Raw genomic sequence first — 17,453 nt, forward strand, 5'->3', positions numbered from 1 at the left:
CGTGTCGCAACGTCTTGAAGATCCTGCGGCACATGACTGTGCAGCCCGCGAAACAAAGAGCAAAAAAGTTGAGTGGGTAACGGATGCATCAAGCGGGGCGGGTTCAACTGTCGAAAGCGTTCTTCAGCCAGTCGAGCGGTGTGCCCGAGTGGCCGCGGCCCTGCAGGGCAATCACGTCGAAACGACAGGGCTGGTTGGCCCAGCGCGCCTCCTGCTGCAGAAAATACTGGGCCGCTAGCACCAGTTTTTGCTGTTTGCGGGTATCGACGCTGGCCAGTGCTCCGCCAAAGCCCGCGTGCAGCCGGTAGCGGACTTCGACGAATACTACTGTATCGCCGTCAAGCATGACCAGATCAAGCTCGCCGCGTTTGCATCGCCAGTTCTGCGCCAGCAACTGCAGGCCCTGCGCCTGAAGGTAATGCAGGGCCTGCTGTTCGGCCGCGATACCCGCGGCCTGGCGAGAACCGTCGGGCATCAGCGCGGGGTGTCCGGCAGGCGCTTGACCTGACCGCCGGTGAACTCGGCCCATGGCAACTGGCGCTCGATGCGCTGGTTGGCGCTCATGCTCAGGCTGCCGGACAGGCCTTCGATACGGTTGTCCGGCAGTGCCTTGAGCTGGCCCAGGCGCGGCGCGAGGCTGTAGGCATCGGCACCCATCGCGTACAGGCGACCGATGCTGCCGGCCGCTTGCGGCCACTTGCGTACCACCTGCTGGCGCAGGCTGTTGCCGGTGTCGAGCAGCCACGGCGTTTCGCAGAAGCGAATGCCGTTCATGTCGTTGTACTCGTTGACGTTGCCGCTGGCGCTGTACACGTTGGAGGTGGCGTACACCGGTACGTCACCGGCGTACTGGAAGTTCAGTGTCGGCTTGATCTGCTGGGCCTGGGTCGGGGTTGCGGCCAGGAAGATGAAATCGATGTCCTGGCGACGCGATGGCTGTGCCGAGACACTGCCGCCCACGGTGCTCTGCAGGCTCTTGGCGCGGCCTTCGCTCTGGCGCAGCTGGAACAGGTCGGCGATCTGCTGGGCCAGGGCTACCGGCTGCGACACGTGGGCAGCGGCAATCAGGGTGCCGCCCTTGGCTTCCCAGTCCTGGCGGAAGGCCTTGAGTACGCGATCGCCCCATTCGCCGCTCGGCACCAGGGCCACGGCACGACGCATGCCGTCGGCCTGGGCGCGGCGCGAGACTTCGCGGGCTTCGTCTTCGGCGGCCAGGCCGAACTGGAACAGTTGCGCCGGGCCGGTCTGGCCGGCGTCGCTGTAGTTCAGTGCCAGGGTGGTGATCGGCAGTTGCGGGTAGGCGCTCAACTGCTTGACCAGGTTCTTCTCGAGCGGGCCTACCACCAGCTGGACGCCGCTGGCCTGGGCCTTGCGGTAGAAGTCATCGAGGGAGGTCAGGCGCGAGCTGTCGAAGACTTCGACCGAAGGCGGCTTCTGGCCGGCCTGCTGGGCCTGGAAGTGCGCCGCCATGAAGCCGTCGCGCAGGGCGCGGGCGACACCTGCCAGCGGGCCTTCCTGGGGCAGCAGCAGGGCGATCTTGGTCAGCGGTTGGCTGGCCAGTTCCTTGAGTTTGAGCAGGGGCTGTGGCAGTTGCACGGCGGCAGGGTGGCCGGCGTGCTGGTTGCGCCAGCTTTCGATGGCGGCCTGCTGCTGTTCGAGGGTGCCGGCGCTCTTGACGGCCAGGGCCAGGCTGGTCCAGCCGGCCATCACGTCGGTGCCGGTGCCTTGCAGTTGTTCGGTGGGCAGGGCGGCAACCAGGTTCCAGATGGCCTCGTGGTTGGCACTGGCGGCGGCGCCGCTGAGCAGGGGAGCCATGGCGACGCGCTGTTGCGCGGCAGCCAGGGTCTGGCCATCGGCTTCCAGGGCGGCGGCGTGCACGCTGCGGGTGCGCACCTGAAGCTCGGGCGGCAGTTCGTCCAACCGGGCCAGGCTCGGGTGGCTCAGGGCGGTGAGGGCGGCCTTGGGCTGGTTGCGGCTCATCGCCAGCTCGGCGCCAAGGGTGCTGGCGAACACTTGCTGGGCCGGCTTGAGGGTATCTAGCGGCACCTGCTCGAGGATCCGCGAGGCCCGTGCGAAGTCTTTCTGGTGGTAGGCCAGGTCAGCGGCGCTCAGGCGCAACAATGCGGCCTTTTCAAGCGTCTTGCTGGTGGCGGCCTGGTCGAGCAGTTGCTCGATGCTGGCATCCGGAGTGCGCGGCAGCTCACCCAGGCTGGACGAGGGCGAACTGGCGCAGGCTGCCAGCAGGGCAGCGAGGCAGAGGGCTGAGAGCAGCCGCAGGCAAGCGATCATGTAAAAATCCTGTTACTCGATCAAATTAACCTGCAATTGTACCCAAGCGCTGGCCGGGGCGCGATCTTGCTGGCGTTAATCCTTCAATATAGGTTGCCCTGCGCAGGCGTGCCGCCGCTGTGGGTAACGCATTGTTGCCGCCTTACAGGCTACAATGGCGCTTTGTTCTCTATTTACAGGTGTGTGCTGTGACCGATGCTCCAGGTGCTTCCAATTCCACTGCCGGCAAGCTTTTCGTGGTGGCTACGCCCATTGGCAACCTGGATGACATGAGCGCCCGGGCCTTGAAGGTGCTGCGCGAGGCGGCGCTGATCGCGGCCGAGGACACGCGCCACTCGGTTCGCCTGCTGCAGCACTTCGGCATCAACACGCCGCTGGCCGCCTGTCACGAGCACAACGAGCGCGACGAGGGCAGCCGCTTCATCACGCGCCTGCTGGCCGGCGACGATGTGGCGTTGATCTCCGATGCCGGTACGCCGCTGATCTCTGACCCGGGCTACCACCTGGTGCGCCAGGCGCGAGCGGCGGGCATCGATGTGGTGCCGGTACCGGGCGCCTGCGCACTGATAGCGGCGTTGTCGGCGGCGGGCCTGCCGTCCGACCGGTTCATCTTCGAGGGTTTTCTGCCGGCCAAGGCGGTAGGTCGCCGCGCACGCCTGAGCCAGGTCAAGGAAGAACCCCGTACGCTGATTTTCTATGAGGCGCCGCACCGCATTCTGGAGTGTCTGCAGGACATGGAGGCGGTGTTTGGCGGCGAACGGCCGGCGTTGCTGGCTCGTGAGCTGACCAAGACCTTCGAGACCCTGAAGGGGCTGCCCCTGGCCGAGCTGCGCGCGTTTGTCGAAAACGACAGCAATCAGCAGCGTGGGGAGTGCGTGGTGCTGGTGGCGGGCTGGACCGCCCCGGAGAACGAAGAGGCCGTGAGCAGCGAAGTGATGCGCGTGCTTGATCTTCTGCTGGCAGAGATGCCGCTCAAGCGTGCAGCAGCCCTGGCGGCGGAAATTACCGGGGTGCGGAAGAATGTTTTGTATCAAATAGCGTTGGAAAAACAGAAAGACCACTAATGTCATAGTGATATTATTTGTTTTATCGCTTGTTCTCGGGGCCCGCTGCCGTTAACCTTTGCGGCGGAGAGTCGATTGGACAGTCGCTGCCTTCTTTTGTTCCGCAAAAGAGGGGGGAGGAAAGTCCGGGCTCCATAGGGCGGAGTGCCAGGTAATGCCTGGGGGGCGTGAGCCTACGGAAAGTGCCACAGAAAATAACCGCCTAAGCACTTCGGTGCCGGTAAGGGTGAAAAGGTGCGGTAAGAGCGCACCGCACGGCTGGCAACAGTCCGTGGCTAGGTAAACCCCACTCGGAGCAAGACCAAATAGGGTTCCATATGGCGCGGCCCGCGTTGGAACCGGGTAGGTTGCTAAAGGCGTCCAGTGATGGCCGTCGTAGAGGAATGACTGTCCTCGACAGAACCCGGCTTACAGATCGACTCTCCACCTTTTCCCTTCCTGCTTGATTCGATAGCAGATGTGTTCTGGTAATACCAAAAAAATCTTACTCTTCATAAATCACTTTAACTTTGCACTCTATCCGTTTGAGTGAATTTGCCTTTCCCCGTCAAAACCCCTCTCGTTTCTCCTCTTTGTATCGCCTTGTTGCTCTAAATCGCCGATCTGTAAGGGTTTTCCTTATAAGCGCGCCTTGACGGTGTGGTGGGCGGATTCCTATAGTGTGCGCAAGTGGCGGAAAGTGGCATGAAGTGGGTTTTCAGACACAAAAAAGCTAACATTTAGGGAAGTGCAGCCGTGTTTCGCGGAGCCAACGCAATCAACCTCGACGCAAAAGGCCGTCTCGCAATGCCGAGCCGGTACCGTGACGAGCTCGATTCGCGCAGTTCCGGGCAGTTGATCGTGACGATCGACGCGGTTGATCCCTGCTTGTGCGTGTATCCGCTGGATGAGTGGGAACTGATCGAAGCCAAGCTGCGTGCCTTGCCGTCGTTACGCGAAGAGAACCGTCGCCTGCAGCGTCTGCTGATCGGCAATGCGGTGGATCTGGAGCTCGACGGCAGTGGGCGTTTCCTGGTGCCACCGCGTCTGCGCGAGTACGCCAAGCTGGACAAGCGGGCGATGCTGGTGGGGCAACTGAACAAATTCCAACTGTGGGACGAGGACGCCTGGAACGCTGTTGCTGCAGCTGACCTGGTGGCCATTCAACAACCGGGCGCGATGCCTGATGAACTGCGTGATCTGATCCTGTGACTATAGATAGTGGCTTCAAACACATCACCGTACTGCTTGACGAAGCCGTCGAGGCTCTCGCCGTACGCGCCGATGGCTGCTATCTGGATGGCACCTTCGGGCGTGGCGGGCACAGCCGGCTGATTCTCCAGCACCTGGGGCCGCAGGGCCGGCTGCTGGGGTTCGACAAGGACCCACAAGCGATTGCCACCGGGCAAGCGCTGGCGGCCGAAGACGGCCGCTTTGTCATTGTGCAGCGCAGTTTCGCCGAGCTGGGCGCCGAAGTCGCCGAGCGGGGCCTGTCCGGCAAGGTCAATGGCATCTTGCTCGACCTGGGCGTGTCCTCGCCGCAGCTCGATGACCCCGAGCGCGGCTTCAGTTTCATGAACGACGGCCCGCTGGACATGCGCATGGACCCGAGTCGTGGCGTCAGCGCCGCCGAATTCATCGCCACCGCGCCGGCCGAAGAAATCGCCCGCGTGTTCAAGGAGTACGGCGAAGAGCGTTTCGCCAAGCGCATGGCCAACGCCGTGGTCGCCCGTCGCGAGCAGCAACCCTTTACCCGTACCGCCGACCTCGCCGAAGTGCTCAAGGTCGCAAACCCCGCGTGGGAAAAGGGCAAGAACCCCGCCACCCGTGCTTTCCAGGGGCTGCGCATTCACGTCAACAACGAGCTGGGCGACCTCGAAGCCGGGCTCGAGGCTGCCCTCGACACGCTCGAGATCGGTGGCCGTCTGGTGGTCATCAGCTTCCATTCGCTGGAAGACCGCATCGTCAAGCTGTTCATGCGCAAGCTGGCCAAGGGAGAGGCCGACAACCTGCCGCGCAACCTGCCGGTACAACACAAGCCCTTCGAGCCCAAGATCAAGGTCCATGGCAAGGCGCAGTTCGCCTCCGAGGCCGAGCTCAAGGCCAACCCGCGCTCGCGTAGTGCGGTCATGCGTGTGGCGGAGAAGCTGCGTTGAGCAGGCTTTTTGCCAAGCCTTTGCCAGGCGGCAGCTTCCTGATGCTGCTGCTGTTCATTGGCGTGCTCGTTTCGTCGGTGGCGGTGTCCTACAGTGCGCACTGGAACCGCCAGTTGCTCAATACCCTGTACGGCGAGCTGAACGAACGCGACAAGGCGCAGGCCGAGTGGGGCCGGTTGATTCTGGAGCAGAGCACCTGGACCGCCCACAGCCGCATCGAGAACCTGGCCAGCGAACAGCTGCACATGCGCATTCCCGCCGCTGACGAAGTACGGATGGTGGCGCCATGATGAAACTTGAAGGCGCACTCTACCCGTGGCGGTTCCGCGTTGTGGTCGGCCTGCTGGTGATCATGGTGGGGGCCATTGCCTGGCGTATCGTCGACCTGCAGGTGGTCGACCGCGACTTCCTCAAGGGGCAGGGCGATGCCCGCAGCCTGCGTCACATTCCGATTCCTGCGCACCGCGGGCTGATCACCGACCGCAACGGCGAGCCGCTGGCCGTGAGTACGCCGGTCACCACCCTGTGGGCCAACCCCAAGGAAATGCAGGCTGCCAAGGACCGCTGGCCGGCGCTTGCCGCCGCGCTCAAGCAGAACCCGCAGCAACTGGCCGAGCGCCTCGAACAGCAGGCCAACAAGGAATTCATCTACCTGGTCCGCGGCCTTACCCCGGAGCAGGGCCAGGTGGTGCTCGACCTCAAGGTGCCCGGCGTGTACGGCATCGAGGAGTTCCGCCGCTTCTATCCCGCCGGCGATGTCGCTGCGCACATGGTCGGGTTCACCGACCTCGACGATCACGGTCGCGAGGGGGTGGAGCTCGCCTACGACGAGTGGCTGGCCGGGGTGCCCGGCAAGCGGCAGGTGATCAAGGACCGGCGCGGCCGGCTGATCAAGGACGTACAGGTCACCAAGAACGCCAAGGCCGGCAAGACCTTGGCGTTGTCCATCGACCTGCGTCTGCAGTACCTGGCCACCCGCGAATTGCGTAACGCGATTGCCGAACAGGAAGCCAAGGCCGGTAGCCTGGTGATCATGGATGTGAAGACCGGCGAAGTGCTGGCCATGGTCAACCAGCCCACCTACAACCCCAACAACCGCCGCAGCATGTTCCCGGCGGCGATGCGCAACCGTGCCATCATCGACGTGTTCGAGCCGGGCTCCACGGTCAAGCCTTTCTCCATGAGCGCCGCCCTGCAAAGTGGGCGCTGGAAGCCGACGGACAAAGTCGAGGTCTATCCGGGCACCCTGCAGCTGGGCCGCTACACCATTCGTGACGTGTCCAGGAGCGAAGGCCCGATCCTCGACCTGACCGGCATCCTGATCAACTCCAGTAACGTGGGCATGAGCAAGATCGCCTTCGATATCGGTGGCGAATCCATCTACCGCGTGATGTCGCAACTGGGCCTGGGCCAGTACACCGGCCTGGGCTTCCCGGGCGAGCGTGTCGGCAACCTGCCCAACCACCGCGAGTGGCGCAAGGCCGAGACCGCGACCCTGTCCTACGGCTACGGCCTGTCGGTGACCGCGTTGCAGCTGGTGCATGCCTACGCCGCGCTGGCCAACAACGGCAAGATGGTACCGCTGAGTATTCTCAAGGTGGACAAGACCCCGGAAGCCACCCAGGTGGTGCCCGAGGATACCGCCAAGACTATTCAGGGCATGCTGCAGCAGGTCATCGAAGCGCCACGTGGCGTGTTCCGTGCGCAGGTGCCTTCCTATCACGTGGGCGGCAAGTCGGGTACGGCCCGTAAGGCCACCGTCGGTTCCAAGGGCTACACCGAGAACGCCTACCGCTCGCTGTTCACCGGCTTCGGCCCGATGAGCGATCCGCGCTATGCCATCGTGGTGGTGATCGACGAGCCGAGCAAGGGTGGCTACTTCGGCGGCCTGGTATCGGCGCCGGTATTCAGCAAGGTCATGTCCGGCACCCTGCGACTGATGAACGTGCCGCCAGACAACCTGCCGGCTCCTACTCCACAGCAGCAGGCCGGTGCTGCGCCCGCCAAGGGAGGGCGCGGTTGATGTCGATGCCATTGAGTAAGCTGTTTGCCCTGAGCGGCAACAACGACCCGTTGATCCGCGAACTGACCCTGGACAGCCGCAAGGTCCGCGCCGGGGACTTGTTCCTGGCGGTGCCGGGTGCGCGTGTCGACGGCCGTGAGCATATTGCCGATGCGCTCAAGCGCGGCGCGGCAGCCGTGGCCTATGAAGTGCAGAACACCACCGTGCTGCCGATCACCGATGTGCCGATGATTCCGGTCAAGGGCCTGATTGCCCAGCTGTCGGATATCGCGGGGCGCTTCTATGGCGAGCCGAGCCGCCAGCTCGAGCTGATCGGCGTGACCGGCACCAACGGCAAGACCAGCGTCACCCAGCTGGTGGCCCAGGCGCTCGACCTGCTGGGCCAGCACTGCGGCCTGATCGGCACCCTGGGTACCGGTTTCTACGGCCAGCTGCAAAGTGGCCGGCTGACCACGCCAGATCCGATTGCCGTGCAGTCGACTCTGGGCGACCTGAAGAAGGCTGGCGCCAAGGCCGTGGCCATGGAAGTGTCCTCCCATGCGCTGGAACAGGGCCGGGTAGCGGCACTGGCCTTCGACATCGTGGTAATGACCAACCTGTCACGCGATCACCTGGACTACCACGGCAGCATGGAGGCCTACCAGGCCGCCAAGGCGCGCCTGTTCGCCTGGCCCGACCTGCGCTCGCGGGTGGTCAATCTGGACGATGCCTTCGGGCGTGAGCTGGCGGCGCAGAAGGGTGATTCGCGCCTGATCAGCTATAGCCTCGTCGACGCTGCCGCCTCGCTGTACTGCCGCGAAGCGAAGTTCGACGACGATGGCGTGCGTGCGGTGCTGGTAACGGCACAGGGCGAGCATATGCTGCGCAGCCGCCTGCTCGGGCGCTTCAACCTCAGCAACATGCTGGCCGCGGTCGGCACGCTGATGGCGATGGATCATCCGCTGGACGAAATTCTCAAGGTCACGCCGCAGCTCGAAGGCCCTGTAGGGCGCATGCAGCGCCTGGGCGGTGGCAGCAAGCCGTTGGTGGTGGTCGATTACGCTCACACCCCCGATGCCCTGGAAAAGGTCCTCGAAGCCCTGCGTCCCCATGCGCAAGGCAAGCTGCTGTGCCTGTTCGGCTGCGGCGGCGACCGCGATCGCGGCAAGCGCCCGCTGATGGCCGAAGTGGCCGAGCGCCTGGCCGACCGCGTGCTGGTCACCGACGACAACCCGCGCAGCGAGGCGCCCCAGCAGATTTTCGACGATATCCGCCCAGGCTTCGCCCGGGGTGAAAGCGTCGAGTTCATCGCCGGCCGTGGCCCGGCGATTGCGCACCTGATTGCCACCGCCGCTGCCGACGACGTCATCGTGCTGGCGGGCAAGGGGCACGAGGATTACCAGGAGATCAACGGCGAGCGCCATGACTTCTCCGACCTGGTCGAGGCCGAGAGAGCCCTGGCAGCCTGGGAGGCCCCGAATGCTTGAGTCAATGTCCCTCAGCCAGTTGGTAGCGCCGCTGCAGGGCCGCCTGCATGGCCAGGATGCAACCTTCGATGGCGTCAGCATCGACAGCCGCGCGATCACCCCTGGCCAGTTGTTCGTCGCCCTGGCCGGGCCGCGTTTCGACGGTCACGATTACCTGGACGAAGTGGCAGCCAAGGGCGCCGTTGCGGCGCTGGTGCAGCACGAAGTGCCGGGCAGCAGCCTGCCGCAACTGGTGGTTGCCGATACCCGCCTGGGCCTGGGCCAGTTGGGGGCGCTCAATCGCGCCGCCTTCGACAAGCCGGTTGCCGCAATCACCGGCTCCAGTGGCAAGACCACGGTCAAGGAGATGCTGGCCAGCATCCTGCGCACCCGCGGGCCGGTACTGGCCACCCGTGGCAACCTCAACAACGACTTCGGCGCACCGCTTACCCTGCTGGAGCTGGCCCCGCACCATACGGCGGCGGTCATCGAGCTGGGCGCCTCGCGCATCGGCGAAATCGCCTACACCGTCGGCCTGACCCGGCCGCAGGTGGTGATCATCAACAACGCCGGTACCGCTCATGTGGGTGAGTTCGGCGGGCCGGAGAAAATCGTCGAAGCCAAGGGCGAGATCCTCGAAGGCCTGGGCCAGGATGGCGTGGCGGTATTGAACCTGGATGACAAGGCGTTCGGCATCTGGAAGCAGCGCGCCGGCCATCACCCTGTGATCACTTTTGCCCTGGCCAATGCCGACGCAGATTTTCATGCCACCGACATTCGCCACGACGAACGCGGCTGCCCCGGTTTCGAATTGCGCAGCCCGCTGGGCAACGCCCGCGTCCAGCTCAACCTGCTGGGCACTCACAATGTCAGCAACGCCCTGGCCGCCGCGGCTGCCGCACAGGCTTTCGGCGTGACACTGGAAGGCATCGTCGAGGGTCTTGACGCGGTGCAGCCGGTCAAGGGCCGCACCGTGGTGCACATGGCGCCCACCGGTGTGCGCGTGATCGACGACAGTTACAACGCAAACCCCACCTCCATGTGCGCTGCCGTTGATATACTCGCCGGCTTTTCCGGGCGTACCGTCCTGGTGCTCGGGGATATTGGCGAATTGGGCCAGTGGGCCGAGGAAGGGCATCGGCAGGTCGGCGCATACGCCAGGGGCAAGGTTGCAGCACTTTATGCCGTGGGCCCGATGATGGCCGAAGCGGTCAAGGCATTTGGCACCGGGGCCCATCATTTCGCCACTCAAGCTGACTTGATCGACGCCGTTCGCGTCGAGCAGGCCAACAACACCACCATTTTGATCAAGGGTTCGCGCAGCGCTGCGATGGAAAACGTCGTGGCGGCCTTGTGCGGTTCCAGCGGGGAGAAACATTAATGCTGCTGCTGCTGGCTGAGTATCTGCAACAGTTCTACAAAGGCTTCGCGGTCTTTCAGTACCTGACCCTGCGCGGGATTCTGGGTGTACTGACCGCGTTGTCGCTGGCCCTGTGGTTGGGCCCCTGGATGATTCGTACCCTGCAGATTCGCCAGATCGGTCAAGCCGTGCGCAATGACGGCCCGCAATCGCACCTCTCCAAGTCCGGCACCCCGACCATGGGCGGTGCGCTGATTCTGTCTGCCATTGGCGTGAGCACGCTGCTGTGGGCCGACCTGACCAACCGTTATGTGTGGGTGGTGCTGATCGTCACCCTGCTGTTCGGCGCCATCGGCTGGGTCGACGACTACCGCAAGGTGATCGAGAAGAACTCGCGTGGCCTGCCAAGCCGCTGGAAGTACTTCTGGCAATCGGTGTTCGGCCTGGGCGCGGCGATCTTCCTGTACATGACCGCGCCCACCAGCGTGGAAACCACCCTGATCGTGCCGATGCTCAAGGATGTCACCATCCCGCTGGGCATCGGCTTCGTGGTGCTGACCTATTTCGTCATCGTGGGCTCGAGCAACGCGGTCAACCTGACCGACGGCCTGGACGGCCTGGCGATCATGCCGACGGTGATGGTCGGTGGTGCGCTGGGTATCTTCTGCTACCTGTCGGGCAACGTGAAGTTCGCCGAATACCTGCTGATCCCCTACGTGCCGGGCGCCGGCGAGCTTATCGTGTTCTGCGGCGCGCTGATCGGCGCGGGCCTGGGCTTTCTGTGGTTCAACACCTACCCGGCGCAGGTGTTCATGGGTGACGTCGGTGCCCTGGCACTGGGTGCCGCGTTGGGCACCATTGCCGTGATCGTGCGTCAGGAGATCGTGCTGTTCATCATGGGCGGCGTGTTCGTGATGGAGACCCTGTCGGTGGTGATCCAGGTGGCTTCCTTCAAGCTGACCGGCAAGCGCGTGTTTCGCATGGCACCGATCCACCACCACTTTGAACTCAAGGGTTGGCCCGAGCCTCGGGTGATCGTCCGCTTCTGGATCATCACCGTGATTCTCGTGCTGTTCGGCCTTGCCACCCTGAAACTGAGGTAGAAACGAGTGTCCCTGATCGCGTCTGACCACTTCCGCATCGTTGTCGGCCTCGGCAAGAGCGGCATGTCCCTGGTTCGCTTCCTGGCGAACCGGGGCATTGCGTTTGCGGTGGCCGATACCCGCGAGAACCCGCCGGAGCTGGCGACCTTGCGTCGCGACTACCCGCAGGTGGAAGTGCGTTGTGGCGAACTGGATGTGGAGTTCCTGTGCCGTGCCGACGAGCTGTACGTCAGCCCCGGCCTGGCCCTTGCGACCCCGGCCCTGCAGCAGGCGGCCGCCCGCGGCGTGAAGCTGTCGGGCGACATCGAGTTGTTCGCGCGCAATGCCAAGGCGCCGATCATTGCCATCAGCGGTTCCAATGCCAAGAGCACCGTCACCACCCTGGTCGGGGAGATGGCCGTTGCGGCAGGCAAACGTGTGGCAGTGGGCGGTAACCTCGGTACCCCGGCACTGGACCTGCTGGACGACGCCATCGAGCTGTACGTGATGGAGCTGTCGAGCTTCCAGCTGGAGACCACCGATCAGCTGAATGCCGAAGTGGCCACCGTGCTCAACGTCAGCGAAGACCACATGGACCGCTACAGCGGCCTGCCGGCCTATCACCTGGCCAAGCACCGGATCTTCCGTGGCGCACGGCAGGTGGTGGTCAACCGCCAGGATGCCCTGAGCCGTCCGCTGCCGATGGAAAACGTGCCGTGCTGGACGTTCGGCCTGAATGTGCCCGACTTCAAGGGCTTCGGGCTGCGCGAAGAGAACGGCGAGAAGTACCTGGCGTTCGAGTTCCAGACCCTGATGCCGGTGCGCGAGCTGAAGATCCGTGGTGCGCACAACCAGTCCAACGCCCTCGCGGCGCTGGCCCTGGGGCATGCTGCAGGCCTGCCGTTCGACGCCATGCTGGCCAGCCTGCGCACCTTTGCCGGCCTGGCCCACCGTTGCCAGTGGCTGCGCGAGCGTGACGGCGTGAGCTGGTACGACGACTCCAAGGCCACCAACGTCGGTGCCGCGCTGGCGGCCATCGAAGGCCTGGGTGCGGATATCGACGGCAAGCTGGTGCTGGTGGCCGGCGGCGACGGCAAGGGCGCGGATTTCTCGGCGCTGCGTGCCCCGGTGGCGGCGCACTGCCGCGCCGTGGTGCTGCTGGGCCGTGATGCCGAGCGCCTGGCCCAGGCGTTGGGCGACAGCGTGCCGCTGATTCGCGTCAGCAGCCTCGACGAGGCCGTGCAGCAGGGCGCCGCGCTGGCCCAGCCAGGCGACGCCGTGCTGCTGTCGCCTGCCTGCGCAAGCCTGGACATGTTCAAGAACTTCGAAGAGCGTGGGCGCCTGTTCGCCCAGGCCGTGGAGGGGCTGGCATGATCTTCGGCATCATCAAGCCTTATCCGTCCCCCCTGGTCACCGGTCGCGGCATCGACCTCGATTTCGCCATGCTCGCTGGCTGCCTGGCGCTGCTGGGCCTTGGCCTGGTGATGATCACCTCGGCCTCCTCGGAAGTGGCCGCGTTGCAGTCGGGCAACCCGCTTTACCACATGATCCGTCACCTGGTGTACGTGGCCATCGGCCTGGTCGCCTGCGTCGTCACCATGATGGTGCCGATCGCCACCTGGCAGCGCATGGGCTTCATGATGCTGGTCGGTGCCTTCGGGTTGCTGGTGCTGGTACTGGTGCCGGGCATCGGCCGCGAAGTGAACGGCTCGATGCGCTGGATCGGCTTCAGCTTCTTCAACGTGCAGCCTTCCGAAATCGCCAAGGTGTTCGTGGTGATCTACCTGGCGGGCTACCTGGTGCGCCGCCAGACCGAGGTGCGCGAGAGCTGGATGGGCTTCTTCAAGCCGTTCATCGTGCTGCTGCCGATGGCCGGCCTGCTGCTGATGGAGCCGGACTTCGGCGCCACGGTGGTGATGATGGGCGCCGCCGCGGCGATGCTGTTCCTGGGCGGGGTGGGGCTGTTCCGCTTCAGCCTGATGGTGGTGCTGGCGGTGGCGGCGGTGTTCATTCTGGTACAGGCGCAGCCCTACCGGATGGCGCGCCTGATCACCTTCACCGACCCCTGGTCGGATCAGTTCGGTTCCGGCTATCAGCTGACCCAGGCCCTGATTGCGTTCGGTCGCGGTGAGTGGCTGGGCGTGGGCCTGGGCAACAGCGTGCAGAAGCAGTTCTACCTGCCCGAAGCACACACCGACTTCGTGTTCTCGGTACTGGCCGAAGAGCTGGGCGTGGTCGGTTCGCTGCTGACCGTTGCGCTGTTCGTGTTCGTCAGCCTGCGCGCGATGTACATCGGTCTGTGGGCCGAGAAAGCCAAGCAGTTCTTTGCCGCCTACATGGCCTACGGCCTGGCCTTCCTGTGGATCGGCCAGTTCCTGATCAACATCGGGGTGAACGTCGGCCTGCTGCCGACCAAGGGCCTGACCCTGCCGTTCCTCAGCTACGGCGGCAGCTCGTTGGTGATCTGCTGCGTGTGCATGGGCCTGCTGCTGCGCATCGAGTGGGAGAGCCGCACGCACCTGGGCAGCGAAGAGCATGAATTCGATGAGAGCGATTTTGCCGAGGAGCCAAGACATGGCCGTTGAAGGCAAAAACGTATTGATCATGGCAGGCGGCACCGGGGGCCACGTGTTCCCGGCCCTGGCCTGCGCCCGTGAGTTCCAGGCACGCGGTTACACCGTGCACTGGCTGGGCACCCCACGCGGTATCGAAAACGAGCTGGTGCCCCAGGCCGGGTTGCAACTGCACCTGATCCAGGTCACCGGCTTGCGTGGCAAGGGCAAGCTGTCGCTGCTCAAGGCGCCGTTCACCCTGTTCAAGGCGGTGCTGCAGGCGCGGCGCATCATCCGTCGGCTCAAGCCGGTGTGTGTGGTCGGCTTTGGCGGCTATGTGACCGGCCCGGGCGGTGTGGCGGCGAAGCTGGCTGGCGTGCCCGTGGTGATCCACGAGCAGAACGCCAAGGCCGGTACCGCCAATCGGCTGCTGGTGCCGCTGGCAGGCCGAGTCTGCGAAGCTTTCCCGAACACCTTCGAGGCCAGCGACAAACTGCGCACCACCGGCAACCCGGTGCGCGGCGAGCTGTTCCTGGAGCCTGTGCGCGAGCCACTGGCCGGGCGCCGCGCGCGCCTGCTGGTGCTGGGCGGCAGCCTGGGCGCGGAGCCGTTGAACAAACTGTTGCCGCAGGCCCTGGCCCTGGTACCCGAGGCCCTGCGCCCCGAGGTGTTCCACCAGGCCGGCAAGCAGCATGACCAGATTACCGCCGAGCGCTATCGCGAGGCCGGGATCGAGGCTCAGGTAGAGCCGTTCATCAAAGACATGGCCCACGCCTATGGCTGGGCCGACCTGGTGATCTGCCGGGCCGGTGCGCTGACCGTCAGCGAACTGGCTGCGGCCGGTCTGCCCTCGATGCTGGTGCCGCTGCCCCATGCCATCGACGATCACCAGACCCACAACGCCCACTATCTGGCACGTGAAGGCGCCGCCTTCCTGATGCCGCAAGCGACAACTGGCGCAGCGCAGCTCGCTGAACGCCTGAACGAGGTACTGATGCAACCGCAAAAACTCGACACCATGGCCAGCACCGCACGACGCCTGGCCAAACCCGCGGCTACCAGCACCGTGGTCGATATCTGCCTGGAGGTGGCCCATGGTTGAAAGCCAGAAAGCCATCCCGCAACCTGAAATGCGCCGTATCCGCCGCATCCACTTCGTCGGTATCGGCGGCGTGGGCATGTGCGGTATTGCCGAGGTATTGCTCAACCTGGGTTACCAGGTTTCCGGCTCGGACCTCAAGGCCTCGCCGGTCACCGAGCGCCTGGAGTCCTTTGGTGCCGAAATCTTCCTTGGCCACCGCGCCGAGAACGCCGCCAGTGCCGATGTACTGGTGGTGTCCAGTGCCATCAATACGGCCAACCCGGAAGTGGCGACGGCCCTTGAGCGGCGTATCCCCGTGGTACCGCGTGCCGAGATGCTCGCCGAACTGATGCGCTATCGTCACGGCATCGCGGTAGCCGGTACCCACGGCAAGACCACCACCACCAGCCTGCTGGCCTCGGTGTTCGCCGCCGGCGGCCTGGACCCGACCTTCGTGATCGGTGGCCGGCTGAACGCAGCAGGTACCAATGCACAACTGGGTACCAGCCGCTACCTGATTGCCGAAGCCGACGAAAGCGACGCCAGCTTCCTGCACCTGCAGCCGCTGGTGGCCGTGGTCACCAACATCGACGCCGACCACATGGCGACCTATGAGGGCGACTTCAACAAGCTGAAGAAGACCTTCGTCGAGTTCCTCCACAACCTGCCGTTCTACGGCCTGGCCGTGGTGTGCCTGGATGATCCGGTGGTGCGCGAGATCCTGCCGCTGGTCAAGCGCCCGGCAGTGACCTACGGCTTTGCCGAGGAAGCCGACGTGCGCGCGATCAATGTGCGCCAGTCGGGCATGCAGACCCACTTCACCGTGCTGCGCCGTGACCGCGAGCCGCTGGACGTGTCGGTGAACATGCCGGGCAACCACAATGTGCTCAATGCACTGGCCACCATTGCCATCGCCACCGACGAGGGCATCAGCGACGAGGCCATCGTGCAGGGGCTTTCGGGCTTCCAGGGCGTGGGCCGACGTTTCCAGGTGTACGGCGAACTGCCGGTCGACGGTGGCAGCGTGATGCTGGTGGACGACTACGGTCACCACCCCACCGAAGTGGCGGCCGTGATCAAGGCCGTGCGCGGTGGCTGGCCGGAGCGCCGCCTGGTGATGGTTTACCAGCCGCACCGCTACAGCCGTACCCGCGACCTGTACGACGACTTCGTGCAGGTGCTGGCCGATGCCAACGTGCTGCTGCTGATGGAGGTCTACCCGGCCGGCGAAGAGCCGATCCCGGGGGCTGACAGCCGCCAGCTGTGCCACAGCATCCGTCAGCGTGGCCAGTTGGACCCGATCTACATCGAGCGCGGCATCGAGCTGGCGCCATTGGTCAAGCCGCTGCTGCGTGCCGGTGACATCCTGCTGTGCCAGGGTGCCGGCGACATCGGTGGCCTGGCCCCGCAATTGTTGAAAAGCCCATTGTTCGCGGGCGCGGTTGCCACCGCAGGGAAGGCCAAATGACTGCTCAATACTCCAAGCTGCACTCGACCATCGACCCGAAGGCCTTCGGCCGTGTCGGCGTGCTGTACGGCGGCAAGAGCGCCGAGCGCGAGGTGTCGCTCAAGTCCGGCGCCGCAGTGATCGAGGCGCTCACCAGCGCCGGCGTCGAGGTGATCGCCATCGATGTGGGTGACGATCTGCTCGACCGTCTGCAGCGCGAGAAGCTCGACCGCGCCTTCATCATTCTCCACGGCCGTGGCGGTGAAGACGGCAGCATGCAGGGCCTGCTCGAGTGCCTGGGTATCCCCTACACCGGCAGCGGCATCCTGGCGTCGGCCCTGGCGATGGACAAGTTGCGCACCAAACAGGTGTGGAAAAGCCTGGGTATTCCAACCCCGCACCACGCGGTGCTGGCCAGCGAGCAAGACTGTATTTCTGCGGGCGCGGAACTGGGCTTCCCTTTGATCGTCAAACCGGCCCATGAAGGCTCCAGTATCGGTATGGCGAAAGTGAGCAGCGTCGAAGAATTGATCGTTGCCTGGAAGGACGCCGCCACCTACGACTCGCAAGTATTGGTTGAACAATGGATTCACGGTCCGGAGTTCACCATTGCCGTGCTGCGCGGCCAGGTGCTGCCGCCGATTGCGCTGGGCACCCCGCACACGTTCTACGACTACGACGCCAAGTACGTCGCCAACGATACCCAGTACCGCATTCCGTGCGGCCTGGACGCTGCCAAGGAACAGGAACTGATCGAACTGACCGCACGTGCGTGCGACGCCATCGGCATTGCCGGCTGGGGTCGTCTGGACGTGATGCAGGACGAGCAGGGCAACTTCTGGCCTCTGGAAGTCAACACCGCACCAGGCATGACCGATCACAGCCTGGTCCCAATGGCGGCACGCGCGGCCGGCCTGGACTTCCAGCAGTTGGTGCTGGCGATCCTGGCGGCCAGCGTCGAGGCGCGAGGTTAAG

The 17,453-nt window shown here is 64.6% G+C and carries 15 protein-coding genes and 1 other RNA gene; 14 read left to right on the forward strand and 2 right to left on the reverse strand.

Features of this window, described 5'->3' with window-relative positions; genetic code table 11:
- Positions 1 to 103 precede the first annotated feature (103 nt).
- Positions 104 to 475: a YraN family protein gene (locus CR917_RS05085; protein WP_043862055.1), complete on the reverse strand. Its 372-nt coding sequence runs from the start codon at positions 473 to 475 to the stop codon at positions 104 to 106.
- Entirely contained in the window at positions 475 to 2,289 is a 1,815-nt protein-coding gene (locus CR917_RS05090; protein WP_104571973.1) for a penicillin-binding protein activator, read from the reverse strand. Before CR917_RS05090 ends, CR917_RS05085 begins: the two co-directional genes overlap by 1 nt.
- Before the next feature lie 188 nt (positions 2,290 to 2,477).
- Here CR917_RS05090 and rsmI point away from each other — a divergent pair, with 188 nt between their 5' ends.
- From rsmI to CR917_RS05160, 14 genes are all read left to right on the forward strand, one after another.
- Positions 2,478 to 3,353 carry a 16S rRNA (cytidine(1402)-2'-O)-methyltransferase gene (rsmI, locus tag CR917_RS05095; RefSeq protein ID WP_043862057.1) on the forward strand — a complete coding sequence of 292 codons (876 nt, stop codon included), beginning with the start codon at positions 2,478 to 2,480 and terminating at the stop codon, positions 3,351 to 3,353.
- Positions 3,354 to 3,420: 67 nt separating this feature from the next.
- Positions 3,421 to 3,780: RNase P RNA component class A (rnpB, locus tag CR917_RS05100), an RNA gene on the forward strand.
- 308 nt (positions 3,781 to 4,088) lie between these two features.
- On the forward strand, positions 4,089 to 4,544 hold the full coding sequence (gene mraZ / locus CR917_RS05105; protein ID WP_043862058.1) for a division/cell wall cluster transcriptional repressor MraZ: 456 nt from the start codon (positions 4,089 to 4,091) through the stop codon (positions 4,542 to 4,544).
- Positions 4,541 to 5,488, forward strand: coding sequence for a 16S rRNA (cytosine(1402)-N(4))-methyltransferase RsmH (gene rsmH, locus CR917_RS05110; RefSeq protein ID WP_043862059.1), 948 nt, complete (start codon positions 4,541 to 4,543; stop codon positions 5,486 to 5,488). Before mraZ ends, rsmH begins: the two co-directional genes overlap by 4 nt.
- Positions 5,485 to 5,778, forward strand: coding sequence for a cell division protein FtsL (gene ftsL / locus CR917_RS05115; protein ID WP_043862060.1), 294 nt, complete (start codon positions 5,485 to 5,487; stop codon positions 5,776 to 5,778). The genes rsmH and ftsL overlap by 4 nt, the downstream gene beginning before the upstream one ends.
- Positions 5,778 to 7,511, forward strand: coding sequence for a penicillin-binding protein 2 (locus tag CR917_RS05120; RefSeq protein ID WP_162484872.1), 1,734 nt, complete (start codon positions 5,778 to 5,780; stop codon positions 7,509 to 7,511). Before ftsL ends, CR917_RS05120 begins: the two co-directional genes overlap by 1 nt.
- A complete protein-coding gene (locus tag CR917_RS05125) occupies positions 7,511 to 8,977 on the forward strand; it encodes a UDP-N-acetylmuramoyl-L-alanyl-D-glutamate--2,6-diaminopimelate ligase (RefSeq protein WP_078479520.1) in 1,467 nt (488 codons plus the stop codon). Before CR917_RS05120 ends, CR917_RS05125 begins: the two co-directional genes overlap by 1 nt.
- Positions 8,970 to 10,337: a UDP-N-acetylmuramoyl-tripeptide--D-alanyl-D-alanine ligase gene (gene murF / locus CR917_RS05130; protein WP_058540877.1), complete on the forward strand. Its 1,368-nt coding sequence runs from the start codon at positions 8,970 to 8,972 to the stop codon at positions 10,335 to 10,337. The genes CR917_RS05125 and murF overlap by 8 nt, the downstream gene beginning before the upstream one ends.
- Positions 10,337 to 11,419 (forward strand): phospho-N-acetylmuramoyl-pentapeptide-transferase, encoded by a 1,083-nt coding sequence (gene mraY / locus CR917_RS05135; RefSeq protein ID WP_043862064.1) that lies wholly within the window; start codon positions 10,337 to 10,339, stop codon positions 11,417 to 11,419. The genes murF and mraY overlap by 1 nt, the downstream gene beginning before the upstream one ends.
- Positions 11,420 to 11,425: 6 nt before the next feature.
- On the forward strand, positions 11,426 to 12,772 hold the full coding sequence (gene murD, locus CR917_RS05140) for a UDP-N-acetylmuramoyl-L-alanine--D-glutamate ligase (protein WP_104571974.1): 1,347 nt from the start codon (positions 11,426 to 11,428) through the stop codon (positions 12,770 to 12,772).
- Positions 12,769 to 13,983 carry a putative lipid II flippase FtsW gene (gene ftsW, locus CR917_RS05145; protein ID WP_054914837.1) on the forward strand — a complete coding sequence of 405 codons (1,215 nt, stop codon included), beginning with the start codon at positions 12,769 to 12,771 and terminating at the stop codon, positions 13,981 to 13,983. The genes murD and ftsW overlap by 4 nt, the downstream gene beginning before the upstream one ends.
- Positions 13,973 to 15,052 carry an undecaprenyldiphospho-muramoylpentapeptide beta-N-acetylglucosaminyltransferase gene (murG, locus tag CR917_RS05150; protein ID WP_104571975.1) on the forward strand — a complete coding sequence of 360 codons (1,080 nt, stop codon included), beginning with the start codon at positions 13,973 to 13,975 and terminating at the stop codon, positions 15,050 to 15,052. The genes ftsW and murG overlap by 11 nt, the downstream gene beginning before the upstream one ends.
- The gene (murC, locus tag CR917_RS05155) at positions 15,045 to 16,499 is read left to right on the forward strand and encodes a UDP-N-acetylmuramate--L-alanine ligase (protein WP_043862068.1); all 1,455 of its coding nucleotides are present in this window, start codon (positions 15,045 to 15,047) and stop codon (positions 16,497 to 16,499) included. Before murG ends, murC begins: the two co-directional genes overlap by 8 nt.
- Complete coding sequence (locus tag CR917_RS05160) at positions 16,496 to 17,452, forward strand: D-alanine--D-alanine ligase (RefSeq protein ID WP_043862069.1); 957 nt, start codon at positions 16,496 to 16,498, stop codon at positions 17,450 to 17,452. Before murC ends, CR917_RS05160 begins: the two co-directional genes overlap by 4 nt.
- Position 17,453 lies beyond the last annotated feature (1 nt).

The organism is Pseudomonas sp. BRM28, from assembly GCF_002939405.1.
GTDB classification, from domain to species: Bacteria; Pseudomonadota; Gammaproteobacteria; order Pseudomonadales; family Pseudomonadaceae; genus Aquipseudomonas; species Aquipseudomonas palmensis.